The sequence below is a fragment of the Burkholderia sp. Bp9143 genome (assembly GCF_003853645.1).
Taxonomy (GTDB): Bacteria; Pseudomonadota; Gammaproteobacteria; order Burkholderiales; family Burkholderiaceae; genus Burkholderia.
This window is the reverse complement of the sequence record NZ_QTPO01000023.1, coordinates 80525-106372: the sequence shown is the minus strand read 5'-3', so window position 1 is coordinate 106372 and position 25848 is coordinate 80525. Positions and strand designations below refer to the sequence as shown.

Sequence of the window (25848 nt, the reverse complement as noted above, 5' to 3'; positions counted from 1 at the left end):
TGCAGATGGCTTCGATTATCAAGAACCGCGCAGTGATCGACGACGCATGGCAGGTCGTGCGCGCGGCGGAAGACGGTGCGCTGCCCGCGGTCGACGCATTGCCGGCCGGCAAGGTGCTGGTGCCGTTCACCCTGTGGCAGGCCGAGCGCGCGGCGCTCGTCGCCGCGAAGACGAAGGACGAACTCGGCGTGTGGTTCGCGCCGGACAGCGAGCCGGCCGATCTCGTGGCCGACTTCGGTGCGATCTCGCTGATCGCCGTCGATTTCCCGCGCTTCGCGGACGGTCGCGGCTACAGCATCGCGCGCCTGCTGCGCGAGCGCCACGGCTGGACCGGCGAGCTGCGCGCGATCGGCGACGTGCTGCGCGACCAGCTGCTGTACATGTCGCGTTGCGGCTTCGACGCGTTCGCGGTGCGTGCCGACAAGGACATCCACGACGCGCTGAACGCGTTCGGCGAATTCACGCAGCGTTACCAGGGCGCGTTCGACGAGCCGGCTCCGCTGTTCCGCCGCCGCGCCGCTGCGCCCGACGCCAAGGTGAGCGCATGAGCACCGCGACCGCACTGACGCCGGAACTGGCCGCGAAGGTCGAGCGCCTCGATGCGCTGCTTGCGCAGATCGGCGCGAGCCACGAGAAGGTGAAGTTCGCGAGCAGCCTCGCCGCGGAAGACATGCTGCTCACGCATGCGATCCTGTCGAAGGGCGTGTCGATCGGCATCTTCTCGCTGAACACCGGCCGCCTGCACGCGGAAACGCTGGGCATGATCGACCGCGTGCGCGAGCGCTACGGCTACGAGATCGAGCAGTTTCACCCGCAGCAGGACGCGGTCGACCAGTACGTCGCCGAGCACGGCCTGAATGCGTTCTACGAAAGCGTCGAGCTGCGCAAGTCGTGCTGCCACATTCGCAAGGTCGAGCCGCTGAACCGCGCGCTGGCCGACGTCGGCGCGTGGGTCACGGGCCAGCGCCGCGAGCAGTCGGTGACGCGTGCGGAGTTGCACGAGGCAGAACAGGACGAAGCGCGCGGGATCGCGAAGTACAACCCGCTCGCCGACTGGACGGAAGCCGACGTGTGGGCGTACCTTAAGGCGTTCGACGTGCCGGTCAACCCGCTGCACGCGCGCGGCTACCCGAGCATCGGCTGCGAGCCCTGCACGCGTGCGATCCGCCCCGGCGAGGACAGCCGGGCGGGCCGCTGGTGGTGGGAGTCGCGCGACACGAAGGAATGCGGGCTGCACATCACGATCACCCCGATTCCCGCAGTTGCCGACGCCGGCGCCGCGCACTGAAAGCCGACAAGAAACCGAATCTTGTGCCGCCTGCGACAGCGGGCGGCACGAACCCAGAAGAGAAGGACTGAAATCATGAGCACGACGCTCGAGCAATCCGCCTTTGCCCCGCCCACCGGTTCCGACGACCGCATGGGCCATCTCGACTGGCTCGAAGCCGAGTCGATCCACATCCTGCGCGAACTCGTTGCCGAGTGCAGCAAGCCGGCGCTGTTGTTCTCGGGCGGCAAAGACTCGGTCGTCGTGCTGCACCTCGCGCTGAAGGCATTCGGCCTCGGCGCGAACCGCAAGACGACGCTGCCGTTCCCGCTCGTGCACATCGACACGGGCCACAACTACGCGGAAGTGATCGATTTCCGCGACCGCCGTGCGCAAGAGCTCGGGGCCGAGCTGGTGGTCGGCCACGTCGAGGATTCGATCAAGCGCGGCACGGTCGTGCTGCGCCGCGAGACCGATTCGCGCAACGCCGCGCAGGCCGTCACGCTGCTCGAAACGATCGAACAGCACGGCTACACGGCGCTGATCGGCGGCGCGCGCCGTGACGAAGAAAAGGCGCGTGCAAAGGAGCGGATCTTCTCGTTCCGCGACGAATTCGGCCAGTGGGATCCGAAGGCGCAGCGCCCGGAATTGTGGAGCCTGTACAACGCGCGCCTGCACAAGGGCGAGCACCTGCGCGTGTTCCCGATCTCGAACTGGACCGAACTCGACGTGTGGCAGTACATCGCGCGCGAGAACCTCGAACTGCCGTCGATCTACTACGCGCACCAGCGCGAGATCGTGCGCCGCAACGGGCTGCTCGTGCCGGTCACGCCGCTCACGCCGATGCGTGACGGCGAGACGAGCGAACTCGCGCAGGTGCGCTTCCGCACGGTCGGCGACATCAGCTGCACGTGCCCGGTCGAGAGCGACGCGGACGACGTCGAGAAGATCATCGCCGAGACGGCGGTGACCGAGATCACCGAACGCGGCGCGACCCGGATGGACGACCAGGCATCCGAAGCCGCGATGGAACAGCGCAAGAAGCAAGGTTATTTCTGAAGCACACGAGGACATTCACATCATGAGCATCATCGAGAACACCGAAGACCTCGGCGTGTTGCGCTTCATCACCGCGGGCAGCGTCGACGACGGCAAGAGCACGCTGATCGGCCGCCTGCTGTACGACAGCAAGGCCGTGCTGTCCGACCAGCTGTCCGCGCTGTCGCGCGCGAAGAACAAGCGCACGGTCGGCGACGAGATCGACCTCGCGCTGCTGACGGACGGGCTCGAGGCCGAGCGCGAGCAGGGCATCACGATCGACGTCGCCTACCGCTATTTCGCGACCGCGAAGCGCAAGTTCATCATCGCCGACACGCCGGGCCACGAGCAGTACACGCGCAACATGGTGACGGGCGCATCGACCGCGCATGCGGCGATCATCCTGGTCGACGCGACGCGCGTGACGATCGAGAACGGCGTCGCGGAACTGCTGCCGCAAACGAAGCGCCACAGCGCGATCGTGAAGCTGCTCGCGCTGCAGCACGTGATCGTCGCGATCAACAAGATGGACCTCGTCGACTACAGTGAAGCACGCTTCAACGAGATTCGCGACGCGTACGTCGCGCTCGCGAAGCAGCTCGGCCTGAAAGACGTGCGTTTCGTGCCGGTGTCGGCGCTGAAGGGCGACAACATCGTCGGAGCGAGCGAGCGCATGCCGTGGTACGCGGGCGAGCCGCTGCTCGATGTGCTCGAATCGCTGCCGGTCGAGACGCAGGCGCATGACGCGCTGCGCTTCCCGGTGCAGTGGGTCGCACGCCAGGACGGCAGCTCGGCCGACGATTTCCGCGGCTACATGGGCCGGATCGAATCGGGCGAGGTGAAGGTCGGCGACGCAATCGTCGTGTTGCCGTCGAACCGCACCGCGACGATCGCCGAGATCGTCGCACCGGTGCCGGGCGGCACCGCGTCCGTCGCGCACGCGTTCGCGGGCCAGACGGTGACGATTCGCCTCGAAGAGGATGTCGACGTGTCGCGCGGCGACATGTTCGTCACGACCGGCGAGCCGGTCGAGCCGGCGAAGAAGCTCGAGGCCGACCTGTGCTGGTTCGACGAGACGCCGCTGTCGCCGCAGCGCAAGTACCTGCTGAAGCAGACCACGAGCACGGTGTTCGCGAAGATCGGCGCGGTCAAGGAAGTGCTCGACGTGCATACGCTGTCGCACGCGACCGACCGCCAGGAACTGAAGATGAACGACATCGGCCGCGTCGCGCTGACGCTGCAGAAGCCGATCGTCTGCGATACCTACGACGCGCACCCGGGCACGGGCGCGTTCGTGCTGATCGACGAGGCGACGCACCACACGGTCGCCGCCGGCATGATTCGGGCGTTCTCGGCGTAACCGGCGTTCAGCGCCGCCCTCGCGGCGGCGCGGAGCCGGCCGCCGTCCGCACGAGCAGGACAAGCGAAGCGACAAACATGAGCAAGGTGTATCTGATCGGAGCGGGGCCGGGCGCGGCGGACCTCATCACGGTGCGTGGCGCGCGGCTGCTCGAGCAAGCCGACGTCGTGCTGCACGATGCGCTCGTCGAGCCGGCGATGCTCGATTACGCGCCGAACGCGCGGAAGATCGCGGTCGGCAAGCGTTGTGGGCAGCGTTCGACCGCGCAGCACTTCATCAACAAGCAGATCGTCGACGCGGCGCGCGAGCATGCGTGCGTCGTGCGTCTGAAGGGCGGCGACCCGATGCTGTTCGGTCGCGCCGAAGAGGAAATGCGCGCGCTGGAGGCGGCCGGCATCGACTACGAGGTCGTGCCGGGCATCACCGCGGCGCTGGCCGGTGCGGCGGCGCTGAAGCGCTCGCTGACGTTGCGCGGCGTATCGCGCAGTGTCGCGTTCGCGACGCACAGCCGAGCACCGGGCAGCGACGAGATTCGCGAGGCCGCGCGCGCCGATTCGATCGTCTACTACATGGGCCGCGACAGCGCGCCGGGCATCGCGCAGGAACTGATCGACGCGGGCCGTGCGCCCGCGACGCCGGTGGCGATCGTCGAGGCCTGCAGCACCGCGCGCGAGCGCACGCTGACGCTGACGCTCGCGCAGATGGCGGCGGGTGGTGCGCAGGCGTGGCTCGATCCGGCGGAGCCGAGCCTGCTGATGATCGGCGATGCGTTCGCCGAACGTGTGCGGCTCGCGAAAGAGGGTGATACGTTGCGCAGTGCCGCTTGAGTCTCGGTAGCGGTCCTGGCGGCAAGCGATGCGTCGATTGCCGTCGGTCCGCGGGCCAAATGAAAAGCGCCGGCTTCTTCGGAAGCCGGCGCTTTTTTGTTCGGGCCCGCCAATTCGCTTACGCGTCGCGGCCGACCTGGTCGATGCAGTAGCGCGCGATCGCATCGAGTACGCCGTCGTCTTCACCGACGGCCGTCGCGCAACGAATCTCGATGCCCGGATGCGTGGCTCGGCACGCGTCGACGAGCTGCGGCAGGTCGCGGCGGACGTGCCCGCCCTGACCGAAGAACACGGGCACCACGGTGATGCGCGTGCAGCCGGCCGCGACCTGCGCGGCGACGGCCGTATCGAGCGACGGCGTCATCAGTTCGAGAAACGCGAGCGATACGTGCGGGGCAGGGGAGCCGGCCCCGCGCAACCGCGCGGCGAGCCGCGCGAACGGCTCGGCCCAGCGCGGATCGCGTGCGCCGTGGCCGAACAGGACGATGCCGTGCGAACTCATGTCGAAGCCTCCGTCGTGACGGCGCTCAGTGCCGGTCGACCCACTTGAGCGCGAACAGGCCGAGCGCGAGATAGATGAGGCCCGGCGTCGCCGCGGTCAGCGGCGCGGGCCACGTGTTCAGCGTGCCGATGTGCGAGAACAGCGTGTTGAGCAGCTGGAAGCTCATGCCGAGCATGATGCCGCCGAACACCTTCACGCCGACCACGCCGGCACGCGTGTGCAGGTACGCGAACGGCAGTGACAGCACGAGCATCACGAACACTGCGAACGGGTAAAGCAGCTTGCGCCACAGCGCGATGTCGTAGCGCTGCGTGTCCTGCTGGTTTTCGCGCAAGTGCTGGATGTAGCGGAACAGGTTGATGATCGACATCCGTTCCGGCGACACGAGCAGCACCGACAGGATCTGCGGCGTCAGGTCCGAGCGCAGCCGGTATTCGGGCAGTGTCACTTGCTGCGACCGGTACACGGGGTTCAGCGCGTCGGCCGGTGCGCCGCTGATCGGCTTGATCGGCGTCAGTTCGGTTTCCGTGACACCCTTGAGCAGCCAGTGGCCGGGCGGCTCGTAGCGGCCCGTCTGCGCGATCCGCACGTTCTGCAGCTGGAATTTCGAGTCGAACTCGTAGATGCGCACGTTGCTGATCGTCGAGTCGGGCGACAGGCTGCCGACGTTGACGAAGCGCGTGACCTGATCGCCGTTCTCGCGTGCCGCGAGCGTGTCCTTCACCCACACGCCGGACTGGAAGTTCGACGACACCGACGCGCCGAGCGCCTGCAGCCGCACGCGTTCGGACAGCTGGTCGGCGTACGGGCCGACGAACTCGCCGATCAGGTAGGTGATGATCACGAGCGGAATGCCGATCTTCAGCAGCGAGCGCAGCGCCTGGTTGGTCGCGAGGCCCGACACGCGGAAGATCGTGAATTCCGAGTTCGCGGCCATTTGCGCGAACACGTAGATCGCGCTGATCAGCGCGGCGACCGGGATGATCTCGTAGAAGCGCGACGGAGCTTGCAGCGCGACGCGCAGCACCGCGTAGCCGAACTTGTAGTTGCCGTGCCCGACCGAGTTCAGTTCGCTGATCAGGTCGAAGAAGAAGAACAGGCCCGAGAACGCGAACAGGATGAAGACGAACGTGACGTAGATCTGTCGCGCGAAGTATTTTTCATAGAGCCGCATCGATCATGCTCCCGAGCGGCCGAACAGCGCGCGTGTAAACAGCGGACGATTGCGCACGCGCAACCAGAAGATGAACGCGACGATCACCGCGACGACCAGGTGCAGGCCGACGAGGCCGACGCCGAACGACATCTTGCCCTGCTCGATCTGCGCCTGCACGACGTTCAGCAGGTTCGAGTACGTCAGGTAGATCAGCACGGCCATCACGAGGTTGATCGTGCGGCTGCGGCGCGGGTTCTGGTACGAAAGCGGAATGCCGAGCACCATCAGGTTGATCGCGATCAGCGGCAGCCCCGCGCGCCACGCGAATTCCGCGAGGTTGTCGCGCGTCGGGTTGCGCAGCAGATCGGGCGTCGGCGTGCTGTTGGTGGTCGGCACGTTGGTGACCGGGGTGCTGGTGATCTTCACGCCGTAGCGCTGGAACTCCATGATCTTGAAGTTCGGTTGGCCGGGCGTACCGTCGTAGCGGCGGCCGTCTTCCAGTACGACGAAGCGATCGCCGTCCCGGGTTTCGGTATGGCCCGTGTGCGACACGACGACATTGACCTTGCCGTTCTCGGTCGACGTGACGAACACGTTCTGCACCTTGCTCTGGTCCGGCGACATCTTCTCGATGAAGAACACGCGATGGTTCGAGGCCGATTCGCGGAACTGGCCCGGCGCGAGCAGCGAGATCTCGTCGCGCTGCTGGAAGCGCGCCTTGATCATCTTGCTCTGCTGGTTCGACCACGGCCAGCCGACGAACGCGAAGAACGCGATCAGCAGGATGATCGGCGTGGCGAACACGCCGATCGGCTTGATCAGGCGCGTGAGGCTCACGCCGGATGCAAGCCAGACCACCATTTCGGAGTCCCGGTACCACCGGGTCAGCACGAACAGGATCGACACGAACAGCGTGACGACGAGCATCACGGCGAGATAGCCGATCACGGTCAGGCCGATCAGCACGAGCACGTCTCGCGGGTCGATTTCACCGGACGCGGCATAGCCGACGATGCGGATCATCATCGTCGTGAGCATGATCGTGAGCAGCACCATGAACACGGCGCCAGCCGTATACGCAAGCTCGCGCTGGAGGGAGCGTTCGAAGATCATTCTTGATGAGAAGAGGGCGGGAGGCTGCGCACGCGTGGTGGAGCGCTCGCGCCGCCACGGGAAAAATAGCGGATAATTGCGGCTTTCATCCTTAGCCCAGATTTTATCCGAGGACAAGCGCGATGGACTTTAGCATAAAAGGCTGTGATTGGAGCAAAGGCGAGGCCAAGGGGTTCCTGACCGGGAAGTCCGACTGCATCGTGCTCGGCATCTTCGAGGCGCAGACCCTCTCGGGTGCGGCGCTCGACATCGACACGGCCACCAAGGGACTGATCTCGCGCGTGGTGAAGGCTGGCGACATGGACGGCAAGCGCGGCAAGACGCTGTTCCTGCACGAAGTATCGGGCATCGGCGCGTCGCGCGTGCTGCTCGTCGGCCTCGGCAAGCAGGATGCTTTCAATCAGAAGGCCTACAACGACGCAGTGACGGCCGCGTGGCGCGCGCTGCTGGCGACCAAGGTCGTCCAGGTCACGTTCACGCTCGCGCAGCTGCCGGTCGACGAGCGCGGCTCCGACTGGGGCGTGCGTGCGGCGATCCTCGCGCTGCGCAACGAGACCTACCGCTTCACGCAGATGAAGAGCAAGCCGGAACCGGCGTCGCACGTGCTCAAGCGCGTCGTGTTCAGCGTCGATCCGGCCGATGAAAAGGCGGCGAAGCTGGCGGTCAAGCAGGCCGTCGCGCTGGCGAACGGGATGGACCTCACGCGCGACCTGGGCAACCTGCCCGGCAACGTGTGCACGCCGACCTATCTCGGCAATACCGCGAAGAAGATCGCGAAGGATTGGGGTCTGAAGGCCGAGGTGCTCGGCCTGAAGCAGATCCAGGCGCTCAAGATGGGATCGTTCCTGTCGGTCGCGCGCGCGTCGGTCGAGCCGCCGCAGTTCATCGTGCTGCACTACCAGGGCGCCGCCGCGAAGGCCGCGCCGGTCGTGCTGGTCGGCAAGGGCATCACGTTCGACACGGGCGGCATCTCGCTGAAGCCGGGCGAGGGCATGGACGAGATGAAGTACGACATGTGCGGCGCGGGTTCGGTGCTCGGCACGATGCGTGCGGTCGCCGAAATGGGCCTGAAGATCAACGTCGTCGCGATCGTGCCGACCTGCGAGAACATGCCGGGCGGCAACGCGACGAAGCCGGGCGACATCGTCACCAGCATGAAGGGGCTGACGATCGAGGTGCTCAACACCGACGCCGAGGGTCGCCTGATCCTGTGCGACGCGCTCACTTATGCGGAACGCTTCAAGCCGGCCGCCGTGATCGACGTGGCGACGCTGACGGGCGCGTGCGTGATCGCGCTCGGCGGCCACAACAGCGGCCTGTTCTCGAAGGACGACGCACTCGCGGGCGAACTGCTCGACGCATCGCGCGAAGCGAACGATCCGGCGTGGCGCATGCCGCTCGACGACGAGTACCAGGATCAGCTGAAGTCGAATTTCGCGGATGTCGCGAACATCGGCGGGCGTCCGGCCGGTGCGGTGACGGCGGCGTGCTTCCTGTCGCGCTTCACGGAAAGCTATCCGTGGGCACACCTGGACATCGCCGGCACCGCGTGGAAGGGCGGCGCGGCGAAGGGTGCGACCGGCCGTCCGGTGCCGCTGCTCGCGCAGTTCCTGATCGACCGCGCCGGCCAGTGATGGCAGATCTCACGACGATGCGGGTACGCGGGCAATGACGCGAATCGATTTCCATTCGAACGTCGGCGATTCGCTCGCGTACGCGTGCCGGCTGCTGCGCAAGGCCTACCAGGCCGGGCAGCCGGTCGTCGTGCTCGCGGAACCCGCGCGCCTGCGCGCGCTCGACGAGCGGCTCTGGACGTTCTCGCCGCTCGATTTCATCCCGCACTGCGGCGTCGACAGCGCGCACGCGGCCGGCACGCCGATCCTGCTGACCGCCGATCTCGACCAGGCGCCGCACCACCATGTGCTGCTGAACCTGGGCGCTGCCGTGCCCGCGCAGTTCGCCCGCTTCGAGCGCCTGCTCGAGGTGGTCGGCAATGCGCCGGACGAACTGGCCGCGGGCCGCGACCGCTACCGTTTCTACCGCGATCGCGGATACGCGCTGAACAACTACAAGCAGGGCAGCTAGCCGAAACCGTCGACGGAGCATTCCCGTGACACAAGCCGAATCCTCTTCGATCCCGACGCTGACCGACGTGCTGGTGCCGGGCAAGCCGGTGCCGGCGCGTTCGTCCGCGGCCGATGCGCCGCCGCGTGACGACGCCGCCGTGCCGGTGCTGACCGACGTGCTCGCGCCGGGCCATCCGGCCATGGCGTCAGCCACATCCGAACAGACGGAAACCGACCCCGAATCCGTGACGGTCGAGCCGGTGCCGACGCCGGAGGTCCCGAGCGTCGAACTGCCGGGCGACAGCGATGCGCCTGCCGAACCCGGTGCCGCCGGGCACGTCGTCGCCGAAGAGTCGGTTGCGGCGCAGGCGCCGCTGCGCACCGCGCTGGCCGCCGACGAAGCGCGGCAGGCCGGCGTTGCGGCGACGTCGAGCGACGCCGGCGCAGCGATGCTGTCTCCTGCGGCCGCACCGGCTGCCGGTGGGCTGGCTACCGGTCACCTCGCCGGCGCATCGCATCCGGACGCGCATGCGGCCGCCGCGCTGACGGCGGAGGACACGCAGCATATCGCCGAGCGTTTGCGCAACCGGTTGACGAATTATCTGACCGGGGAAGGGCGCGAGGCCATCGAGGCACGCTGTCGCGACGCGCTGCACGACCATACGGCCTGGCTCGTCGGCCAGATCACGCGCGAAGTGGCGCTGGCGCTCGAAACCGAAGTGATGGAGTGGGTCCGCGACGCGGTGGACGCAGAGATCGCCCGCCGCCGGAGCGGTCATTCAGGCTGAGCGCACGGGTCGTTTCGTGCGCAGGAACCGCGGGCGCGGCTCCGGTCATCGTCGCTGACGAACGCCGCCCCGGTTACGACGACGAGAAGCGTGGAACGGTGCCCGACGCAATGCGCGGCGCGCGTGCACGCGCCCGGTCTTCCGCTTCAGTGCAGCGACAGCACCCACTGCGCGAGTGTGTGCGCTTCGACGCTCGTCAGTTGCGTATTGGCGGGCATCGGCACGCTGCCCCACACCCCGACGCTGCCCTTCACGATCGATTGCGCGAGGTAGTCGGCCGCGTCGGCGCGCGCCGCGTACTTGCCGGCGATATCGTGGAACGACGGGCCCATCAGCGGCTTGCTGACCGCATGGCAGGCCATGCAGTTCTTGCGCTGCGCGAGCACGAGCCCGTCGCCGGCCTGGTCGGCGTGTGCCGCCGCCGTGCTGCCGGTCAGCAGTGCCACGAGCAGTGCGCGCGATATCGTCTGTTTCATGCGGTTCTCCGCCGGCGGGGACGGCCGGCTTCACGATCCGCGCATTATAAGAGCAAAGGGGAAGCGCGTTTTAGGCGTTTCCCCGGCGGCCGCCGGCAATGGGGTCGCATGCCTCGCGCGCCGCATCAGCCGGTGACGGCGCCCTTGTTCGCCGGGCGGGCGAGGGCCGCGTACTTGGCGAGCACGCCGCGCGTGTAGCGCGGTGCCGGCTGCTTCCACGCGGCGCGCCGGCGCGCGAGCTCCGCGTCGTCGACGTTCAGCTGCAGCACCAGCCGGTGCGCATCGATCGTGATCGAGTCGCCTTCCTGCACGAGCGCGATCGTGCCGCCGACGAACGCCTCGGGTGCCACGTGGCCGACCACCATTCCCCAGGTGCCGCCCGAGAAGCGGCCGTCCGTGATGAAACCGACCGATTCGCCGAGCCCCTTGCCGATGATCGCCGACGTCGGCGCGAGCATTTCCGGCATGCCGGGGCCGCCCTGCGGACCGAGATAGCGCAGCACCAGCACGTCGCCCGCGCGGATCCGGTCGCCGAGGATCGCGTCCATCGCGCTTTGCTCGTCGTCGAACACGCGCGCCGGACCCGTGATCACCGGGTTCTTCAGGCCGGTGATCTTCGCGACCGCGCCGTCTTCCGCGAGGTTGCCCTTCAGGATCGCGAGATGGCCTGCCTTGTACAGCGCGCGATCGATCGGGAAGATCACCTTCTGGTCCGCGCGCGGCACGCCCGGCACGTCCTTCAGCTCCTCGGCGATCGTGCGGCCGGTGATCGTCATGCAGTCGCCGTGCAGCAGCCCCGCATCGAGCAGGATCCGCAGCACCTGCGGGATGCCGCCGGCCTGGTGCAGGTCGGTCGCGACGTACTGGCCCGATGGTTTCAGGTCGCAGATCACCGGCACGCGCTTGCGGATGCGCTCGAAGTCGTCGATCGTCCAGTCGACCTCTGCCGCGTGCGCGATCGCGAGATAGTGCAGCACCGCGTTGGTCGAGCCGCCGGTCGCCATGATCAGCGACACCGCGTTCTCGATCGATTCCTTGGTGATGATGTCGCGCGGCTTCAGGTCGCGCTTTACGGCCTCGACCAGCACGCGCGCCGATTCGGCGGCCGAATCGACCTTCTCCTGATCGGGGTTCGCCATCGTCGACGAGTACATCAGCGACATGCCGAGCGCCTCGAACGACGAGCTCATCGTGTTCGCGGTGTACATCCCGCCACACGACCCCGACGTCGGGCACGCGTTCTGCTCGACGCCTTCGAAATCCTCCTGCGACATCCGGCCCGCGGTGAACTCGCCGACCGCCTCGAACGACGACACGATCGTCAGGTCGCGGCCCTTCCAGTGGCCGGGGCGGATCGTGCCGCCGTACACGTAGATGCCCGGCACGTTCAGGCGCGCGAGCGCGATCATCCCGCCCGGCATGTTCTTGTCGCAGCCGCCGACCACCACCACGCCGTCCATCCATTGGCCCTGTACGCAGGTCTCGATGCAGTCGGCGATCACCTCGCGCGACACCAGCGAGTACTTCATCCCCTCGGTGCCCATCGACATGCCGTCCGAGATCGTCGGCGTGCCGAAGATCTGCGGGTTCGCATCCGCCGCCTTCACCGCCGCGACGGCCGCGTCCGACAGCCGCTGCAGGCCGGAGTTGCAGGGCGTGATCGTCGAGTGACCGTTCGCGATGCCGATCATCGGCTTGTCGAAATCGTCCTTCTGGTAGCCGAGGGCGTAATACATCGAGCGGTTCGGCGAACGGGCCACGCCTTGCGTGATGTGCTTCGAGCGACGGTTGTACGGCATGGGGGACTCCATCGTTGTGTTGGCGACGCCCGCGAACGGCGTGCCGGTTCGGATCAATCAAGAATGGCGTTTCCGATTTGGGATGTCCAATATATTATTTGTCGCTTATTAAGTCGTTTTGCGAATGAGTGAGGCATGGCCGACCCGACACCCGACTTGCGCCAGTGGCGCTATTTCGTGACCGTTGCCGACGAGCGCCATTTCGGCCGCGCGGCCGAGCGCCTGTCGATGACGCAGCCGCCGCTGTCGCAGGCGATCCGGGCGCTCGAGGACGCGCTCGGTGTCGCGCTGTTCGCGCGTACCAAGCGCTCGGTCGCACTGACGGCGGTGGGTGCGGCGCTGCTGCCCGACGTACGCCGGCTGCTCGCGTCGGCCGATGCGCTGCCGCCGCTCGCGCGCCGCCTCGCGCGCGGCGAAGCCGGTTCGTTGTCGCTCGCGTTCGTGTCGACCGCCGACTACGGGCTGCTGCCGTCGTTGCTGCGCGCGTTCGGCGCACGCTATCCGCAGGTGCGGCTGCAACTCACGGAGGCGACGAGCGACGTGCAGATCGACGAACTCGTCGCGGGCCGCATCGATGCGGGGCTCGTGATTCCGCCGGTGCCGCCGCGTCACGCGGCCGGGCTGTCGTACCTGCCGGTCGTGCGCGAGCCGCTGGTGGTCGCGATGTCGGCGGACGCGGCGCCCGGCGTGCCCGAAGACGAACCCGTGCATCTGGCCGACCTGGCTGCGCTGCCGCTCGTGATCTTCCCGCGTCGTTTGGCGCCCGGCTTTTATGACATCATTACGGGCTGCTACGGCGCGGCGGGGGAGACCCCGCGCATCGGCCAGGAGGCGATCCAGATGCAGACGATCGTCAGCCTCGTGTCGGCCGGCATGGGCGTCGCACTGGTGCCGCAGTCGTTGCGTAACCTGCGGCGCACCGGTGTGGTCTACCGGCCGCTCGCCGGCGATGCGCCGGTCGTCGAGACGGGCCTCGTGTGGCGCGCGGGCGATGTCAGCCCCGTGCTCGCCGGCTTCATCGACGTCGTGCGCGCGCAGGGGCTCGCCACGTGATGCGAACGATGGCGCGCCGGCGCCGTCCAATGCGCGGTGCGACGCTGGTGCGAGCGCCGTACCGCATTCGAAAACTTCATCGCTAACCCATGATCATTCACCCGAATTTCGACCCCGTAGCGATCCATCTCGGGCCGCTGGCCGTGCGCTGGTACGGCCTCATGTATCTCGTCGGCTTCATCGCGGCGATCGTCGTCGGCCGGATCCGCCTGAAGCTGCCGTACGTCGCGGCGCAGGGCTGGACCGCGAAGGACATCGACGACATGATGTTCTACGGCGTGCTCGGCACCGTGCTCGGCGGCCGGCTCGGCTACGTGATGTTCTACAAGGCCGACTTCTACTTCTCGCATCCGCTCGACGTGTTCAAGGTCTGGGAAGGCGGGATGTCGTTCCACGGCGGCTTCCTCGGCGTGACCCTCGCGATGGCGCTCTTCGCGTGGCAGCGCAAGCGTCACTGGCTGCAGGTCACCGATTTCGTCGCGCCGATGGTGCCGACGGGGCTCGCGGCCGGGCGACTCGGCAACTTCATCAACGGCGAGCTGTGGGGCCGCGTGACCGATCCGGGTGCGCCGTGGGCGATGCTGTTCCCGGGCGCGATGCGCGACGACGCGGCATGGCTGCCGAAGCATCCGGCGCTCGTCGAGAAGTGGCATCTGGCCGATGTGTTCATGCAGTACCAGATGCTGCCGCGCCATCCTTCGCAGCTTTATGAAATCGCGCTCGAAGGCATTGCGCTGTTCTTCGTGCTGTTCTTCTTTTCGCGCAAGCCGCGGCCGATGGGCGCGATATCCGCGCTGTTCCTGATCGGCTACGGGCTCGCACGCTTCACGGTCGAATTCGCGCGCGAACCGGACGACTTCCTCGGCCTGCTCGCGCTCGGCCTGTCGATGGGGCAATGGCTGTCGCTGCCGATGATTCTCGCGGGCATCGCGCTGCTGGTGTGGGCGTATCGACGCCGCGCGGCGAATGCGGCTGCGTGATGTTGCTGCGTCATGCGGTTGCGTCATGCACGAGCCGTGTGACGCATGACGCATGACGCGATGCGGGCGCGCACGATCGGCGTGCGCATCGATCGCTGCGTCTCAAACGAAAAACGCCGGCCCGAGGGCCGGCGTTTTCGCATCTGCCGCGCGTTGCGCGATGCGCGTTACTTCATCTGCACCGAGCCGTTGACCGTGACCGACACGGTCGCCTTGCCGCCTTCGACCGAGATCGGCGCGCTCATCTTCGCGCTGTCCATCGGTGCGGCGGCCATCGCCATCACGCGCGGATACGGCTGCACGTTGCGGCTGCCGCCGACGTTCACGTCGCGGATCGAGTAGCTGCTGTAGCCGAAGGCCTTCGCGGCTTCGTCTGCGCGTGCGCGGAACGACTTGATCGCATCGGTCGTGAGCTTCTGCTCGGCCGCGCGCTGCGCTTCGGGCGACAGCGAGAACTCGACGTTCGCGACCTGCATCTGGTTCGACAGCTGACCCGCGAGCTTCGACGCCGCCGCGAAATCGCGCGATTCGAGCACGACTTCGGTTCGACCGCGCCACGCGGAGATCCTGCCGTCGCGATCGGTGCTCGGATACACGGAGAATGCACCGGTGTGCGCGGTGACGCCCGACACGCCCTTCGTCTGCGCGAGCGCCGCGTCGGCGCGCTGGTTCAGCGCGGACGTCAGGCTGCCCGGGTCCTTCGCTTGCTGTTCGTAGAACAGCGTGATGTGGATGATGTCCTGCGGCACATCGGCGCTGGCCTGCGACGACAGCGACAGCACGCCCGCCGGCTCCGGAAAGTGCGGGTTCGCGGCCTGCGCGTGCGCAGCCGGCGACGCGAGCGTCAGCGCGACGGGCACGGCGGCGGCGAGCGCGAGCGACAGCGCGAGGGCGGATTTCTTGGTCATTGTTGGACTCCTTGTGCGAGGGCGCGCATGCGGATCACGCGTGCGCGACGCGGGGGCACCGCGCGACGAAAAAAACGGCCGTCGGCCCGATCGGGCGACAGCGGTTGCTTAGGCTGCACGAACACGCCGCGAGTTCCGTGGTGGTGGCGCGTGTTGACCGGAATTGACCTTTGGCGTGTGTTTGCCGTGCGCCTACTGCGTGTGCCTACTTCATCAGCCTTTCGGTGATGAAGCGCCACTCGGCACGCGTGACGGGCGTGATCGACAGCCGGTTGCCGCGTGCGAGCACGCGCATGTCGGCGAGTTCGTCGTGATCGCGCAGCGCGGCGAGCGGCACGAGCGGTGACTTCTTCACGAAGCGCACGTCGACGAGCAGCCAGCGCGGTGCTTCCTGCGTCGACTTCGGATCGTAATACGGGCTTTTCGGATCGAACTGGGTGGGGTCGGGGTAGGGCGTGGACGAGACTTCGGCGAGGCCCGCAATGCCCGGCTCGGGGCAGCTCGAGTGATAGAACAGTACGCCGTCGCCGATCTTCATCGTGTCGCGCATGAAATTGCGCGCCTGATAGTTGCGCACGCCGGTCCACGGCAGCGAGTGCTGCGGCGCGTGCGCGAGATCGTCGATGCTTGCTTCGTCCGGTTCGGACTTCATCAGCCAGTATTGCATGGATCGTGATCGACGCAGAAAGGGCTGCTACAAAAGGAAACGGCATCGGGACTTCCCGATGCCGTTGAATAGGCCCCCGCCTTGGCCGCTAGGCCGGCATCCTGAACCTGGGGTTCAGAATTGGTCGCAGTTAGCAGCACTTCGGGTACATCAGACAGAGTGACGCGCGCGCCCGTGCTACAAATTTCCGCAACCGTGCACATGGCATTGGTTCAAGGAATATATGACCTTGGCGAACCAGGCAGGGAAGCTGACTGAACTGTGTTTCGTTGCGCCAATTTGACCACCGTTGATCGCCGAGATCAAGGGGAATCGACGCATCGATCAAACGTTACTGCGTCTCGTGCTGTGCGAGCACCGCGCCGAGCTGTTCGTTCATCTGGTGCATTGTACGACGGATTTCCTCCGCCGGAAATGCTTCACCATGCCGCACGCTCGTTTGCAGCCGCAGCAATTCGGATGCGAGCGACAGCGCCGCCATCACCGCGATGCGGTCGGTGCCGCGCACCGAGCTGTTCGCGCGGATCTTCGACATTTCGGCGTCGACGCGCGCGACGGCCTCGAGCAGCGCCGCTTCGGTCTCGGCCGAACAGGCGAGCCGATAGGGCTGACCGAGAATCGAGACTTCGATCTGCTTGGTGCTCATGCATGTTCTCCGTGGCTGGCCGCGTCGTCGCTATCCGGGCGCGCCTGCGCATCCAGCAGGTCGAGCTGGTTGTCGGCTTGCTCCGCACTCTTCGTGCGCGGCAGCTTTTCGAGAATCGCGTTCAGTTTGACCTGGGCGTCGTCGATCTTTGCCGACAGCGTGTCGCGCTCGGCCGCGAGCGCATTGCGTTCGTCGCGCAGTTGCGCAAGTTCCGTGCGGACCGTGTCCGCTTCCGCGCGCATTTGCGCGACCTGCTCCTCGAGCGCGAGCCGTTCCGAGTGATAGCGCTTGTTCAGCGAGATCAGACGGCCAATATTTTGAGATAAGGTTTCGAGTTCGTTGAGCATTTGCTGCGTCCTCTAAAGACCCAGCATTTTAGCGCGGAATAACGCGCATTCCGACATCTGTAACGTTTCCAGTCGTAACACCCCGGCTTCTTGCCGCGAATACACGGGTCCGGCCGCTTTCTTGACGCTCGCGCGGCCCGCTCCTAAACTGGCGCGGCCTCGGTGCTCGCGCGTGCGTCGCGCGGTTAAACGGGAAGCAGGACGCGCGCTCCGCCCGGAGATCGCCAACCTGCGCTGCCCCCGCAACGGTAAGCGGCCGCGTCGCATGACGCAGGCCGGCTCGGGCGCGTTTCGCGAGCAGGTCGCACGCGGGCGCGGGCCACTGCGCACGACACGCGCGGGAAGGCGAGCCGGTACGCCGCCAGCCCGGATACCGGCCGAGGCGAGGAGCCTGTACGGCTTCATGACGCGCGGCCTGCGGGGAAGCGGGGCGCGCAGTGCTTCACGGGACTTGTCTTCGATGCTGACCCCAATCGTCCGCACGGCGTCCGGCGCACGCCGCGGAATGTCGCGTGCCGCCATCGCGCAGACTGCGGCGGACGCCGATTCGTCCGGATCGGCGACGACGCAGGTCGTCGCGGCGCCGCAACCTGTCGCGCGGCGCAACCATACCCCCTTGCCGCCGGACGTCGCGGTTGCCGCGCCGATCGTGCTTGACGGCGACGCAGCCGCGATGCCGATCGACCCGATGCGGCGGCTTCCACTATATTGCGCAGAATGTCGGCCGCGCGACGGTGCGGCTCGACGGATCGCGATCGTGTTACCTCGGCGCGACGGACGCTCGGCCGGCCGCCGCGTTGCGGGACGCGATCGGCGACACGCGGAATCCGGCGGCCGAGCGTCGCGCGCGGCATGTTGTGTCGCTGGCCGTGAATCGCGCATGTTGCCGCGCTTGGGGGCCGAGCTGTGGGCGCGATGACATCACCGGGTCACGGTTCGTCCGTGCACGCATCAACAACCTGTCCGACAAGGATGACGAGCTTGCGTATGCCCACAACACGCCGGAGCGCGACGCCTGTGTCGCGCCCGGCCGGCAACGACGGTCAGCGGAGGCGTCGCGCGTCATGCGCGATGCCGTGCGTCGCATGAGCGCCGCGCGTGCCGCCGCGATCTGGGCCGTGCTCGCGGCCGTGGTCGCGTTGCTGTTCGTCGCGTCGCTGTCGATCGGCAGCGTGCCGATGTCGCCGTGGCAGGCGCTCGCGTCGCTCGTGCCGCACGGCGGCGATGCGCTGTTCGCCGACATCGTGCGCACGCTGCGGCTGCCGCGTGCGCTCGCGGGCTTCGCATGCGGCGCGCTGCTTGCGCTGGCCGGAGCGCTGCTGCAGGTGCTGTTGCGCAATCCGCTCGCGGAGCCGTACGTGCTCGGCGTATCCGGCGGCGCGGCCGGCTTCGCGCTCGTCGCGATGATCGCGGGCGCCGCGTGGTGGCTCGTCGATGCGGCCGCGTTCGCCGGCGCGCTCGTGTCGGTCGCGCTCGTGCTCGGGCTGGCTCGCCGCGAGCTGTGGCGCGGCGACTCACGCGATGCGTCGCCGCGGCTGCTGCTCACGGGTGTCGTGATCGCGGCCGGGTGGGGCGCGCTCGTCACGCTGCTGCTGTCGCTCGCGCCCGATGCGCGATTACGCGGCATCATCTTCTGGCTGACGGGTGACCTGAACGGGGTGACGGCGCCGTGGTTCGCATGGGGCGCGCTGCTGCTGGCCGCATGCGTCGCGCTGCCGGCCGCCCCGCAGCTCAACGTGCTGCTGCGCGGCGACGCGACCGCGCTCGCGCTCGGCGTGCCGGTCGCGCGACTGCGCATGCGGATCTATCTCGTCGCGTCGCTGGCCGCCGCGGCCGCGGTGACGACGGCCGGCACGATCGGTTTCGTCGGCCTCGTCGTGCCGCACGCGCTGCGGCTCGCATTCGGCAACGACCAGCGCATGCTGCTGCCCGCCGCGATGCTCGCGGGCGGCGGCGGCGTGATGGCGGCCGACCTGCTCGCGCGCACCGCGATCGCGCCCGCGCAATTGCCGGTCGGCGTGATGACCGCGTTGATCGGCGTGCCGGTATTCCTGTGGATGTTGCTGAGGAGACCGATGCGATGACAAACACCGTACCGTATACCGCCGGCGACATGGTTTGCGCGGCGGTCGCTCTCACGCTGAAGGCCGGCGCACGGACGCTGCTCGACGGATTCACGCAGGCGTTCCGGCCCGGCGAGATCTGGTGCGTTGCAGGACCGAACGGCGCAGGCAAGACGACGCTGCTCGCGACGCTCGCGGGCCTGCAGCGGCCGGCCGGCGGCCAGGTCGAGATCGATGGCCGGTCGCTCGCCGCGTGGCCGCCCGAACGGCTCGCACGGCGCCGCGCACTGATGCCGCAACAATTGCACGACGCGTTCAGCGCGACGGTATTCGACACGGTGCTGCTCAACCGCTTTCCGTATCTCGGCGGCTGGGGCTGGGAGCGCGATGGAGACCGCGCGGCCGCGCGTGACGCGCTCGCGACGTTCGGGCTGAGCGCGCTCGCGTCGCGCGACGTGCTGTCGCTGTCGGGCGGCGAGCGGCAGCGTGTCGCGCTGGCCGCGACGCTGTGCCAGGACGCGCCGCTGATGCTGCTCGACGAACCGCTCGCCCATCTTGACCTGCATCACCAGATCGATGGCCTGACCGCGCTGAGCGCGTGGCTCGACGCGGGCCCGCGCACGGTGCTGTTCTCGTGTCACGACCTGAACCTCGCGCGGCGTTTCGCGACGCACGCGCTGTTGCTCGACGGCCGCGGCCATGCGTGGGCGGGTCCCGTGCACGATGTGCTGACGCCGACGCGCGCGAGCGATGCGTTCGGCTATCCGCTCGTGCTGATCCGCGAGAACGGCCGCGACGCGCTGCTGCCCGCGTGGCCCGAGCGACGATGAACTTCCTACTTTCGATACGCGGCACCGGCCGCGCCAACGAGGCAACCTTCCGATGACGAACCCGACCGACTTCCCTCCCGCGATCGCGCCGCTCGACGACACATTGCGCACGCGCCTGCAGCATGTGATCGATCACAAGACCAAGCCGCCCGGCAGTCTCGGCCAGCTCGAGGCGATCGCGCTGCAGATCGGCCTGATCCAGCGCACCGAGCGGCCGCACGTGCAGCGTCCCGTGACGATCGTGTTCGCCGGCGACCACGGGATCGCGGCCGAGGGCGTGAGCCCTTATCCGCAAGCGGTCACCGCGCAGATGGTCGCGAACTTCCTGGCCGGCGGCGCGGCGATCAATGCGTTCTCGAGCGTCGCGCAGAGCGTGCTCGAGATTGTCGATGCGGGCGTCGCGTCGCCGCTGCCGGTGTCCGACCGGCTCGTGTCGCTGCCGGTCGCGCGCGGCACGCGCAACTTTGCGGTCGAAGCCGCGATGACGAGCGACGAAGTGATGACGGCGCTCGCCGCGGGTGCCGCGCGCGTGCGTCTGCACGCATCGCTCGGCACGAACGTGATCGGCTTCGGCGAAATGGGGATCGCGAACACGTCGTCGGCCGCGTGCCTGATGAGCCGTCTGCTCGACGTGCCGATCGATGCGTGCGTCGGGCGCGGCACGGGCCTCGACGACCAGGGGCTCGCGCACAAGCGCGCGGTGCTCGGCCGCGCGCTCGTCCGGCATTCGCATGCGATCGCGCCGCTCGACGTGCTCGCGACGTTCGGCGGCTTCGAGATCGCGATGATGACCGGCGCGTATCTCGCGGCCGCGAGCGAGCGGATGACGATCCTCGTCGACGGCTTCATCGCGACGGCCGCACTGCTGGTCGCCGAGCGCATCGCGCCCGGTGTACGCGACTACTGCGTGTTCTCGCATACGTCGCATGAGGCCGGGCACCGGCGCATGCTCGAGCATTTCGGCGCGAAGCCGCTGCTCGCGCTTGACCTGCGGCTCGGCGAAGGCACGGGTGCCGCGCTCGCGCTGCCGCTGGTGCGCGCGGCGGCCGCGTTCCTCACCGAGATGGCGAGCTTCGAATCCGCGGGCGTCGACGATCGTGACGCCTGAGCGCGCGCGCGGCGTAGGCGCCGAACTGCGCTACTTCTTCGTCGCGCTCGGCTATTTCACGCGCGTGCCGGTACCGCGTGCGATCGGCTACGCGGCCGGCGATCTCGACCAGGCCGCGCGTTACTTCCCGCTGGTCGGCGCATGCGTCGGCGCGTGGGGCGCGCTCGTCTATCTCGCGGCGCTGCGCGTGCTGCCCGCGTCGATCGCGGTCGGGCTGTCGATGGCCGCGACGCTGCTCGCGACCGGCGCGTTCCACGAGGACGGTCTCGCCGACAGCTGCGATGCGTTCGGCGGCGGCTATGCGCGCGACGATGTGCTGCGCATCATGCACGATTCGCGAATCGGCACGTTCGGCGCGGTCGCGCTCGTGATCGCGCTCGGCCTGAAATGGCAGGCGCTCGCGGCCATGCCGCCGCTGCGCGCCGCGTGGACGATGATCGCCGCGCATGCGGCGAGCCGCGCGGGGGCCGTGAGCTTGCTGATGTCGCTCGACTACGTCCGGCCGGAAGGCAAGGCGAAACCGGTCGCGCAGCGCATGGGTGCACGCGCGGCCTGGGTCGCGGCCGCATTCGGGCTGCCGTGGCTGTTCTGGCCGGACTGGCGCGCGGGCGCCGCGGCCTTCGTCGCGCTCGTGCTCGTGCGCGCATGGGCGGCCCGCTATTTCGTGAGGCGGATCGGCGGTTATACGGGCGACTGTCTTGGCTTCGCGCAGCAGTTGAGCGAGTTGGCGATCTATCTCGTGGTGCTCGGATGGACCTCGTCCTGATTCGCCATCCGGCCGTCGATGTCGAGCCGGGCGTGTGCTACGGACGCAGCGACGTGCCGCTCGCCGCATCGGCCGACGCGGGCGCGCAGGCCGTGCGCGAGCGTCTGGCGGCGCTCGGGGCGCCGTTGCCCGAGCAGGTCTGGACGAGCCCGCTGACGCGTTGCGCGTCGGTCGCCGAACGGCTCGCGCAGGCGTTCGACGTGCCGCTGCGCGGCGACGTGTGCTGGCAGGAAATGGACTTCGGCGCGTGGGAGCTGCAGCGCTGGGACGATATCGATCGCGCCGCGCTCGATGCGTGGGCGGCCGACCTGATGCATGCGTGCGCGCACGGCGGCGAAAGCGTCGCACGGTTCGCCGCGCGTGTCGCACGGATCGAGGATGCGGTCGCGCTGATCGACGCACCGCAATGGGCGCTCACGCACGCAGGCGTGATTCGCGCATTCGCATCGCATGCGTTGCGCGTGCCGCTCGATACGCTGCTGTCACGACCGGTGCCGACGGGCGGCGTCGTCTGGTTGCGGACGGAGGATGCCGCCCGCACGTGGGAAGTCGTCCACTGGGACGGGTAGGCGATCGCGTGCGTCTGACGTGCAGAAGGGCGTCGAAGCCCGACATCAGCGCGCCGGCCGCCGCGCCCGCGCGGCGTCGAGATCCTCGCACAGCGCGGCCGCGCCTTGCGCGATCCGCGGCGACGGCCGCGTCAGCAGATCGCCGTCGATCGCGAACAGGTTGTGATGCGCCACGGCCGTCAGCGCGGGCCACGCACGCCAGCGTGCGAGGCTCGGCAGTGGCGCGTCCGAACGTGTCGCGCCGGCACTTGTCGTCACGATCGCTTCCGGATTCGCCGCGAGCACGGCCTCGTCGGTGACGGTCGGCGCGAGCGGCTTGAGCGCCGCGAACACGTTACGGCCGCCGCACAGCGTGATGACGTCGTTGAACAGATGCGCGCCGTTGAGCGTCGTCAGCGGGCGGTCCCATACCTGGAAGAACATCGTGACGGGCGGGCGCGCCGCGTAACGCGCGCGCAGCGCCGCGATATCGCGCGAGAACGATGCCGCGGCCGCGTCGGCGACCGGCTCCGTGCCGAGCAGCGTGCCGAGCCGGCGCAACGACGTCGCGACGTCGTCGAGATGCTTCGGTTCGCTGAAGAACAGCGGAATGTGCAGCGCGCGCAGCGCGTCGGTTTGCCGCTCGGCGTTGCCGTGGCGCCAGACGACGATCAGGTCGGGCTTCAGCGCAGCGATCCGCTCGAGGTCGAGCGCCTTGTTGTCGCCGACGCGCGGCACGGCCTGCGCGGCGGGCGGATAGTCGCTGTACGTGACCGTGCCGACCAGCTTCGCGCCGCCGCCGGCCGCGTAGACCAGCTCGGTCGCATGCGGCGCGAGGCTGATCACGCGTTGCGCCGGTGCGGGCAGCGTGACGGTATTGCCGGCATCGTCGCGGGTCGTGACGTCGGTGTGAGCAAGGGGCGCGAGCGCGACCAGCATCGCGAGCGCCGGCAGCCGGCGCAACAGGCGGGCGCTCATGCGGATGCCCGTTGCAGCGTCGGGACGCACCGCGCGAGCGCATCGGTGACGCGCTGCCATTCGGCTTCGCTGCCCGGCAGGCCGACGCGCACGCTCGACGGTCGCGCGAAGTACCGCGTCCAGATCCCGTGCGCGGCGAGCGCCGCGTGCAGCGCGGCGGCGCGCGGGTCGTCGGTCCAGCTGAACAGCGGTGTCGCGTGCACCGCGAAGCCGTGCGTGCGCAAGAGCGCGGCGAGGCGTTCGCCGTCGGTCGCGAGCCGCGCGCGCGCGGCGGCCTGCCATGCGCGGTCGGCGAACGCGGCGTCGACCGCATGACGCGCGGGGCCGCTGACGGTCCACGCGCCGAGCATGTCGCGCAGCGCGGCGATCCGCTCGGGATGCGCGAGCGCGAAACCCGCACGAATGCCGGCGAGTCCGAAGAACTTGCCGACCGAGCGCAGCACGATGAGACCCGGGCGATCGGTGTACTGCGCGAGCGATGGCGTGGCGCCGGTATCCGCGAAGGCCTCGTCGACGATCAGCGTGCCGCCACGTGACGACAGCTGCGCATGCCAGCCGAGCAGCCGTTCGGTTGGAACGAACTCGGCAGTCGGATTATTCGGATTCCCGACGATGACGTGGCGCAGCGACGCGGGCAACACGTTCGCGTCGATGTCGAGCGGGACGACGCGATGCCCGTGACGCGCGAAGGCAGGCGCGTATTCGCCATACGCGAGCGCCGCGACACCGGCGTCGCCGCTGGGCAGCAGCGCGGGCAACGCACGGATCGCGGCCTGGCTGCCGGCAACCGGCAGCACGTGTGCGGCACCAGGCGCGTCGTAGTAGTCGGCGGCGCACGCGGCGAGCGCGTCGCCGTCGTCGGGCAGCCGGCGCCATGCGTCGGCCGGGACTGGCGGCACCGGATAGCCGACCGGATTGATGCCGGTCGACAGGTCGAGCCAGGCGTCGTACGGAATGCCGTGGCGGCGCGCGGCTTCGTGCAGGTTGCCACCGTGCGGGATGCGTGCGTCAGACATGATGGGTAGCGAGGATGAGTGCGCCGCTCGCGACGAGCAGCGCGAGCCACAGCGCAAGCGTGCGCGTGACGAGCGACAGCGCGGCGACGACGTGCACGGCCGTCGCGGGCGCGCCGGTGCCGAGCGCGGGACGGTCTTCGATTTCGCCGTGATAGACGGCCGGGCCGCCGAGCTGCACGTTCAGGCTGCCGGCGCCCGCGGCCATCACGGGGCCTGCGTTCGGGCTGTCCCAGTGTCGCGCCTGCGTGCGCCAGCAGCGCCACGCGGCGGCCGTGTCGCCGAGCAGCGCATAGCTCGCGGCGGTGAGGCGCGCGGGAATCCAGTTGAGCGCGTCGTCAAGGCGCGCGGCGGCCCAGCCGAAGGTCAGGAAGCGCGGCGTGCGGTAGCCCCACATCGCGTCGAGCGTGTTCGCGAGCCGGAACAGCAGCGCGCCGGGGCCGCCCGCGACGACGAACCAGAAGAGCGCGCCGAAGATCGCGTCGTTGCCGTTCTCGAGCGCGGATTCGACGGCCGCGCGCGACAGCGCGCCTTCGTCGGCTTCGCTCGTGTCGCGCGACACGATCCGCGCGGTCAGCGCACGTGCGGCGTCGAGGTCGTGCCGCAACAACGCGGCGGCGATTGGCGCGACATGGTCGGCGAGGCTCTTCGCGCCGAGCGCGAACCACAGCAGCGCGACGTGCAGCGCGGCTGCGAGCGGCCAGGGCAGCACGGCCGCGAGCCACGCGGCGACGGCCACCGGCGGCACCACCGCCGCGACCCATGCGGCGACGCCGACCACGCGGCCGCGCCGGCCCGTGTTCAGCGCGCCTTCGATGCGCGCGGCGAGCCGGCCGAACGCGACGAGCGGATGCCAGCCGGCCGGTTCGCCGACGATGCGATCGACGATCGCGGCAGCGACCGCGAGCATCGCGACGACCGGCAGCGACAGCATCAGCATGACGTCGCTCCGGCCTTGAGCTCGAGCGGCAGCCCGGCGACCAGCAGCGTCACGCGCGTCGCGAGCGCGGCGATGCGCTGGTTCAGGCGCCCGAGCTCGTCGACGTAGCGGCGCGTGACCGACCCGAGCGGCACGACGCCGAGCCCGATTTCGTTGCTGACGACGATCACCTTTGCGCGCGCGCCGCGCAATGCCTGCTCGAGCCGCTCGACCTGCGCCGCGTGCTGCGCATCGTCGAGTGGCTCGCCGTCGAGCGGGCACAGCAGGTTCGTGAGCCAGAGCGTCAGGCAGTCGACGAGCAGGCACGCGTGCGGATCGTCGAGCCGCGCGAGCGTGCCGGGGAGGTCGATGGGCGCGTCGGCGAAGCCCCAGTCGGCCGGCCGGCGCGCGCGGTGATGCGCGATGCGCTGTTCGAATTCGGCATCGGCGGCCGTCACGGCCGCGGTCGCGATATAGGTGACGGGGCGGCCGCTGTCGGCGGCGAGCCGCTCGGCGTGCGCGCTCTTGCCCGAGCGCGCGCCGCCGAGGACGAAGGTGAGGTCGTGCGGAATCATCGCGTGATTGTAACGGCGCGGGCGGCCGCATGCGGGCGATAATGCGGCCTTTGCC

Annotated in this window: 29 protein-coding genes, 1 other RNA gene and 1 riboswitch; of the genes, 16 read left to right on the top strand and 14 right to left on the bottom strand. The window is 68.7% G+C overall.

The window, feature by feature from the left end; all coding sequences use genetic code 11:
• The first annotated feature begins 5 nt into the window (after nt 1–5).
• From DIE23_RS18960 to cobA, 5 genes are all read left to right on the top strand, one after another.
• The gene (locus DIE23_RS18960) at nt 6–548 is read left to right on the top strand and encodes a DUF934 domain-containing protein (protein WP_124613538.1); all 543 of its coding nucleotides are present in this window, start codon (nt 6–8) and stop codon (nt 546–548) included.
• Complete coding sequence (locus DIE23_RS18955; RefSeq protein ID WP_124613537.1) at nt 545–1288, top strand: phosphoadenylyl-sulfate reductase; 744 nt, start codon at nt 545–547, stop codon at nt 1286–1288. Before DIE23_RS18960 ends, DIE23_RS18955 begins: the two co-directional genes overlap by 4 nt.
• Nucleotides 1289–1363: 75 nt before the next feature.
• The gene (cysD, locus tag DIE23_RS18950) at nt 1364–2326 is read left to right on the top strand and encodes a sulfate adenylyltransferase subunit CysD (RefSeq protein WP_124613536.1); all 963 of its coding nucleotides are present in this window, start codon (nt 1364–1366) and stop codon (nt 2324–2326) included.
• Nucleotides 2327–2348: 22 nt separating this feature from the next.
• Entirely contained in the window at nt 2349–3665 is a 1317-nt protein-coding gene (locus DIE23_RS18945) for a sulfate adenylyltransferase subunit 1 (protein WP_124613535.1), read from the top strand.
• Nucleotides 3666–3742: 77 nt separating this feature from the next.
• Entirely contained in the window at nt 3743–4492 is a 750-nt protein-coding gene (gene cobA / locus DIE23_RS18940; protein ID WP_124613534.1) for a uroporphyrinogen-III C-methyltransferase, read from the top strand.
• Between the two features lie 118 nt (nt 4493–4610).
• On the opposite strand, the gene DIE23_RS18935 is transcribed toward cobA, so the two are convergent.
• Genes DIE23_RS18935 through lptF form a run of 3 tightly spaced genes read right to left on the bottom strand, consistent with a single transcriptional unit; the run spans nt 4611 to nt 7263 of the window.
• On the bottom strand, nt 4611–4994 hold the full coding sequence (locus DIE23_RS18935) for a sirohydrochlorin chelatase (RefSeq protein ID WP_124613533.1): 384 nt from the start codon (nt 4992–4994) through the stop codon (nt 4611–4613).
• A 25-nt stretch (nt 4995–5019) separates the two neighbouring features.
• The gene (gene lptG, locus DIE23_RS18930; RefSeq protein WP_124613532.1) at nt 5020–6168 is read right to left on the bottom strand and encodes an LPS export ABC transporter permease LptG; all 1149 of its coding nucleotides are present in this window, start codon (nt 6166–6168) and stop codon (nt 5020–5022) included.
• A 3-nt stretch (nt 6169–6171) separates the two neighbouring features.
• The gene (gene lptF / locus DIE23_RS18925) at nt 6172–7263 is read right to left on the bottom strand and encodes an LPS export ABC transporter permease LptF (protein ID WP_124613531.1); all 1092 of its coding nucleotides are present in this window, start codon (nt 7261–7263) and stop codon (nt 6172–6174) included.
• Between the two features lie 122 nt (nt 7264–7385).
• Here lptF and DIE23_RS18920 point away from each other — a divergent pair, with 122 nt between their 5' ends.
• From DIE23_RS18920 to DIE23_RS18910, 3 genes are read left to right on the top strand one after another with little or no spacing between them, the layout of a single operon-like run.
• Complete coding sequence (locus DIE23_RS18920; RefSeq protein WP_124613530.1) at nt 7386–8897, top strand: leucyl aminopeptidase; 1512 nt, start codon at nt 7386–7388, stop codon at nt 8895–8897.
• A 34-nt stretch (nt 8898–8931) separates the two neighbouring features.
• Nucleotides 8932–9348 carry a DNA polymerase III subunit chi gene (locus DIE23_RS18915; protein ID WP_124613529.1) on the top strand — a complete coding sequence of 139 codons (417 nt, stop codon included), beginning with the start codon at nt 8932–8934 and terminating at the stop codon, nt 9346–9348.
• A gap of 25 nt (nt 9349–9373) precedes the next feature.
• Nucleotides 9374–10117: a DUF2486 family protein gene (locus DIE23_RS18910; protein ID WP_124613528.1), complete on the top strand. Its 744-nt coding sequence runs from the start codon at nt 9374–9376 to the stop codon at nt 10115–10117.
• Between the two features lie 146 nt (nt 10118–10263).
• Here DIE23_RS18910 and DIE23_RS18905 read toward each other — a convergent pair whose 3' ends face one another.
• Nucleotides 10264–10593, bottom strand: coding sequence for a c-type cytochrome (locus DIE23_RS18905; protein WP_124613527.1), 330 nt, complete (start codon nt 10591–10593; stop codon nt 10264–10266).
• A gap of 125 nt (nt 10594–10718) precedes the next feature.
• Nucleotides 10719–12392 carry a dihydroxy-acid dehydratase gene (ilvD, locus tag DIE23_RS18900; protein WP_124613526.1) on the bottom strand — a complete coding sequence of 558 codons (1674 nt, stop codon included), beginning with the start codon at nt 12390–12392 and terminating at the stop codon, nt 10719–10721.
• 135 nt (nt 12393–12527) lie between these two features.
• Here ilvD and DIE23_RS18895 point away from each other — a divergent pair, with 135 nt between their 5' ends.
• Complete coding sequence (locus tag DIE23_RS18895) at nt 12528–13445, top strand: LysR substrate-binding domain-containing protein (RefSeq protein WP_124613525.1); 918 nt, start codon at nt 12528–12530, stop codon at nt 13443–13445.
• An 89-nt stretch (nt 13446–13534) separates the two neighbouring features.
• Nucleotides 13535–14425, top strand: a complete 891-nt coding sequence (lgt, locus tag DIE23_RS18890) for a prolipoprotein diacylglyceryl transferase (RefSeq protein WP_124613524.1) — start codon at nt 13535–13537, stop codon at nt 14423–14425.
• Nucleotides 14426–14592: 167 nt separating this feature from the next.
• Here the strand turns inward: lgt and DIE23_RS18885 are convergent, their stop codons facing one another.
• The 5 genes from DIE23_RS18885 to DIE23_RS18865 form a co-directional block, all read right to left on the bottom strand.
• Nucleotides 14593–15333: an SIMPL domain-containing protein gene (locus DIE23_RS18885; RefSeq protein WP_124613523.1), complete on the bottom strand. Its 741-nt coding sequence runs from the start codon at nt 15331–15333 to the stop codon at nt 14593–14595.
• Nucleotides 15334–15538: 205 nt separating this feature from the next.
• Nucleotides 15539–16000 carry an EVE domain-containing protein gene (locus DIE23_RS18880; protein WP_124613522.1) on the bottom strand — a complete coding sequence of 154 codons (462 nt, stop codon included), beginning with the start codon at nt 15998–16000 and terminating at the stop codon, nt 15539–15541.
• Between the two features lie 69 nt (nt 16001–16069).
• A non-coding RNA gene (ssrS, locus tag DIE23_RS18875) (6S RNA) lies at nt 16070–16251 on the bottom strand.
• A gap of 80 nt (nt 16252–16331) precedes the next feature.
• Nucleotides 16332–16646, bottom strand: coding sequence for a cell division protein ZapA (locus tag DIE23_RS18870; RefSeq protein ID WP_011885730.1), 315 nt, complete (start codon nt 16644–16646; stop codon nt 16332–16334).
• On the bottom strand, nt 16643–16993 hold the full coding sequence (locus tag DIE23_RS18865) for an ATPase (protein WP_124613521.1): 351 nt from the start codon (nt 16991–16993) through the stop codon (nt 16643–16645). The genes DIE23_RS18870 and DIE23_RS18865 overlap by 4 nt, the downstream gene beginning before the upstream one ends.
• A gap of 143 nt (nt 16994–17136) precedes the next feature.
• Nucleotides 17137–17390, top strand: a riboswitch (cobalamin riboswitch).
• Between the two features lie 63 nt (nt 17391–17453).
• Here DIE23_RS18865 and DIE23_RS18860 point away from each other — a divergent pair.
• From DIE23_RS18860 to cobC, 6 genes are all read left to right on the top strand, one after another.
• The gene (locus tag DIE23_RS18860; protein ID WP_124613520.1) at nt 17454–17912 is read left to right on the top strand and encodes a hypothetical protein; all 459 of its coding nucleotides are present in this window, start codon (nt 17454–17456) and stop codon (nt 17910–17912) included.
• Between the two features lie 166 nt (nt 17913–18078).
• Nucleotides 18079–19077, top strand: a complete 999-nt coding sequence (locus DIE23_RS18855) for an iron ABC transporter permease (RefSeq protein WP_124613519.1) — start codon at nt 18079–18081, stop codon at nt 19075–19077.
• A complete protein-coding gene (locus DIE23_RS18850) occupies nt 19074–19886 on the top strand; it encodes an ABC transporter ATP-binding protein (RefSeq protein ID WP_124613518.1) in 813 nt (270 codons plus the stop codon). The genes DIE23_RS18855 and DIE23_RS18850 overlap by 4 nt, the downstream gene beginning before the upstream one ends.
• Before the next feature lie 52 nt (nt 19887–19938).
• On the top strand, nt 19939–20994 hold the full coding sequence (cobT, locus tag DIE23_RS18845; RefSeq protein WP_124613517.1) for a nicotinate-nucleotide--dimethylbenzimidazole phosphoribosyltransferase: 1056 nt from the start codon (nt 19939–19941) through the stop codon (nt 20992–20994).
• Complete coding sequence (locus DIE23_RS18840; protein WP_124613516.1) at nt 20984–21760, top strand: adenosylcobinamide-GDP ribazoletransferase; 777 nt, start codon at nt 20984–20986, stop codon at nt 21758–21760. Before cobT ends, DIE23_RS18840 begins: the two co-directional genes overlap by 11 nt.
• The gene (cobC, locus tag DIE23_RS18835) at nt 21745–22329 is read left to right on the top strand and encodes an alpha-ribazole phosphatase (protein ID WP_124613515.1); all 585 of its coding nucleotides are present in this window, start codon (nt 21745–21747) and stop codon (nt 22327–22329) included. The genes DIE23_RS18840 and cobC overlap by 16 nt, the downstream gene beginning before the upstream one ends.
• A 45-nt stretch (nt 22330–22374) precedes the next feature.
• Here the strand turns inward: cobC and DIE23_RS18830 are convergent, their stop codons facing one another.
• The 4 genes from DIE23_RS18830 to cobU are packed head-to-tail and all read right to left on the bottom strand — an operon-like array spanning nt 22375 to nt 25793.
• Nucleotides 22375–23286: a cobalamin-binding protein gene (locus DIE23_RS18830; RefSeq protein WP_124613514.1), complete on the bottom strand. Its 912-nt coding sequence runs from the start codon at nt 23284–23286 to the stop codon at nt 22375–22377.
• Nucleotides 23283–24302: a threonine-phosphate decarboxylase CobD gene (gene cobD / locus DIE23_RS18825; RefSeq protein ID WP_124613513.1), complete on the bottom strand. Its 1020-nt coding sequence runs from the start codon at nt 24300–24302 to the stop codon at nt 23283–23285. The genes DIE23_RS18830 and cobD overlap by 4 nt, the downstream gene beginning before the upstream one ends.
• Complete coding sequence (gene cbiB / locus DIE23_RS18820) at nt 24295–25239, bottom strand: adenosylcobinamide-phosphate synthase CbiB (protein WP_124613512.1); 945 nt, start codon at nt 25237–25239, stop codon at nt 24295–24297. The genes cobD and cbiB overlap by 8 nt, the downstream gene beginning before the upstream one ends.
• On the bottom strand, nt 25233–25793 hold the full coding sequence (gene cobU / locus DIE23_RS18815; RefSeq protein ID WP_124613511.1) for a bifunctional adenosylcobinamide kinase/adenosylcobinamide-phosphate guanylyltransferase: 561 nt from the start codon (nt 25791–25793) through the stop codon (nt 25233–25235). Before cobU ends, cbiB begins: the two co-directional genes overlap by 7 nt.
• Nucleotides 25794–25848: the final 55 nt, after the last annotated feature.

Excerpts from the sequence above, each read along its gene's own strand:
- DIE23_RS18830 (WP_124613514.1), bottom strand. The coding sequence starts at position 23,286 with ATGAGCGCCCGCCTGTTGCGCCGGCTGCCGGCGCTCGCGATGCTGGTC.
- lptF (WP_124613531.1), bottom strand. The coding sequence starts at position 7,263 with ATGATCTTCGAACGCTCCCTCCAGCGCGAGCTTGCGTATACGGCTGGC.
- DIE23_RS18920 (WP_124613530.1), top strand. The coding sequence starts at position 7,386 with ATGGACTTTAGCATAAAAGGCTGTGATTGGAGCAAAGGCGAGGCCAAG.
- lptG (WP_124613532.1), bottom strand. The coding sequence starts at position 6,168 with ATGCGGCTCTATGAAAAATACTTCGCGCGACAGATCTACGTCACGTTC.
- cysD (WP_124613536.1), top strand. The coding sequence starts at position 1,364 with ATGAGCACGACGCTCGAGCAATCCGCCTTTGCCCCGCCCACCGGTTCC.
- DIE23_RS18895 (WP_124613525.1), top strand. The coding sequence starts at position 12,528 with ATGGCCGACCCGACACCCGACTTGCGCCAGTGGCGCTATTTCGTGACC.
- cobA (WP_124613534.1), top strand. The coding sequence starts at position 3,743 with ATGAGCAAGGTGTATCTGATCGGAGCGGGGCCGGGCGCGGCGGACCTC.
- DIE23_RS18880 (WP_124613522.1), bottom strand. The coding sequence starts at position 16,000 with ATGCAATACTGGCTGATGAAGTCCGAACCGGACGAAGCAAGCATCGAC.
- DIE23_RS18945 (WP_124613535.1), top strand. The coding sequence starts at position 2,349 with ATGAGCATCATCGAGAACACCGAAGACCTCGGCGTGTTGCGCTTCATC.
- cobT (WP_124613517.1), top strand. The coding sequence starts at position 19,939 with ATGACGAACCCGACCGACTTCCCTCCCGCGATCGCGCCGCTCGACGAC.
- DIE23_RS18915 (WP_124613529.1), top strand. The coding sequence starts at position 8,932 with ATGACGCGAATCGATTTCCATTCGAACGTCGGCGATTCGCTCGCGTAC.
- cobU (WP_124613511.1), bottom strand. The coding sequence starts at position 25,793 with ATGATTCCGCACGACCTCACCTTCGTCCTCGGCGGCGCGCGCTCGGGC.
- DIE23_RS18905 (WP_124613527.1), bottom strand. The coding sequence starts at position 10,593 with ATGAAACAGACGATATCGCGCGCACTGCTCGTGGCACTGCTGACCGGC.
- DIE23_RS18870 (WP_011885730.1), bottom strand. The coding sequence starts at position 16,646 with ATGAGCACCAAGCAGATCGAAGTCTCGATTCTCGGTCAGCCCTATCGG.
- DIE23_RS18935 (WP_124613533.1), bottom strand. The coding sequence starts at position 4,994 with ATGAGTTCGCACGGCATCGTCCTGTTCGGCCACGGCGCACGCGATCCG.
- cobC (WP_124613515.1), top strand. The coding sequence starts at position 21,745 with ATGGACCTCGTCCTGATTCGCCATCCGGCCGTCGATGTCGAGCCGGGC.
- DIE23_RS18955 (WP_124613537.1), top strand. The coding sequence starts at position 545 with ATGAGCACCGCGACCGCACTGACGCCGGAACTGGCCGCGAAGGTCGAG.
- DIE23_RS18885 (WP_124613523.1), bottom strand. The coding sequence starts at position 15,333 with ATGACCAAGAAATCCGCCCTCGCGCTGTCGCTCGCGCTCGCCGCCGCC.
- cbiB (WP_124613512.1), bottom strand. The coding sequence starts at position 25,239 with ATGCTGATGCTGTCGCTGCCGGTCGTCGCGATGCTCGCGGTCGCTGCC.
- DIE23_RS18850 (WP_124613518.1), top strand. The coding sequence starts at position 19,074 with ATGACAAACACCGTACCGTATACCGCCGGCGACATGGTTTGCGCGGCG.
- DIE23_RS18860 (WP_124613520.1), top strand. The coding sequence starts at position 17,454 with ATGCTGACCCCAATCGTCCGCACGGCGTCCGGCGCACGCCGCGGAATG.
- DIE23_RS18855 (WP_124613519.1), top strand. The coding sequence starts at position 18,079 with ATGAGCGCCGCGCGTGCCGCCGCGATCTGGGCCGTGCTCGCGGCCGTG.
- lgt (WP_124613524.1), top strand. The coding sequence starts at position 13,535 with ATGATCATTCACCCGAATTTCGACCCCGTAGCGATCCATCTCGGGCCG.
- ilvD (WP_124613526.1), bottom strand. The coding sequence starts at position 12,392 with ATGCCGTACAACCGTCGCTCGAAGCACATCACGCAAGGCGTGGCCCGT.
- DIE23_RS18960 (WP_124613538.1), top strand. The coding sequence starts at position 6 with ATGGCTTCGATTATCAAGAACCGCGCAGTGATCGACGACGCATGGCAG.
- DIE23_RS18865 (WP_124613521.1), bottom strand. The coding sequence starts at position 16,993 with ATGCTCAACGAACTCGAAACCTTATCTCAAAATATTGGCCGTCTGATC.
- cobD (WP_124613513.1), bottom strand. The coding sequence starts at position 24,302 with ATGTCTGACGCACGCATCCCGCACGGTGGCAACCTGCACGAAGCCGCG.